Origin of the sequence: Desulfofundulus thermobenzoicus (assembly GCF_009428905.1) — a bacterium.
Classification (GTDB): domain Bacteria; phylum Bacillota; class Desulfotomaculia; order Desulfotomaculales; family Desulfovirgulaceae; genus Desulfofundulus_A; species Desulfofundulus_A thermobenzoicus.
The window spans coordinates 1-449 of sequence record NZ_WHYR01000189.1 but is presented as its reverse complement, the minus strand read 5'-3'; the positions used below and the strand labels follow the sequence as shown (position 1 = coordinate 449).

The following is a 449-nucleotide window of genomic DNA, read 5'->3' as shown; positions in this document are numbered from 1 at the left end:
TAATAAATACGACTTTTGATTGGATTTTGTGTCGGTCTTCACGAGTAAAATTTTCGATTCTGTATCATTTTTTTCATCTTTGTAAATTCCTGTGACTTTGGTGACATGTTGTTCTTTTTTTTCGGTCCACTCATACTGTCGTAGTTCGTCTTTCAAACGTTTCACTTTTTTTGAAAATTGTTCGGATGAAATATCTACATTTGTCTTGGCATGAAGGGTCCATCCATCGACTTCAATTTGCTGGTTTTTTAGACCTTCTGCTATTTGAGCGAGCGGGGAAGATTCTTCCGCACGAACACCTTGAATCATCAGAACAAAAAAAAGAATAAACGCAAATAATGGCCAACCTTTCAAATACTTTCTCACTTGTCATTCCCCCTTGCTACAAGTGTTGCCGCAAGGAGGTCAATGCATACGTGGAAAAGTCAACAAAAGGCGAGCCTTTTGAC

1 protein-coding gene is annotated in these 449 nt (G+C 38.3%); it reads right to left on the bottom strand.

The window, feature by feature from the left end:
• A partial coding sequence (locus GFC01_RS18160) for a YwmB family TATA-box binding protein (protein ID WP_207707656.1) occupies positions 1-366 on the bottom strand: 366 nt, incomplete at its 3' end.
• Positions 367-449: the final 83 nt, after the last annotated feature.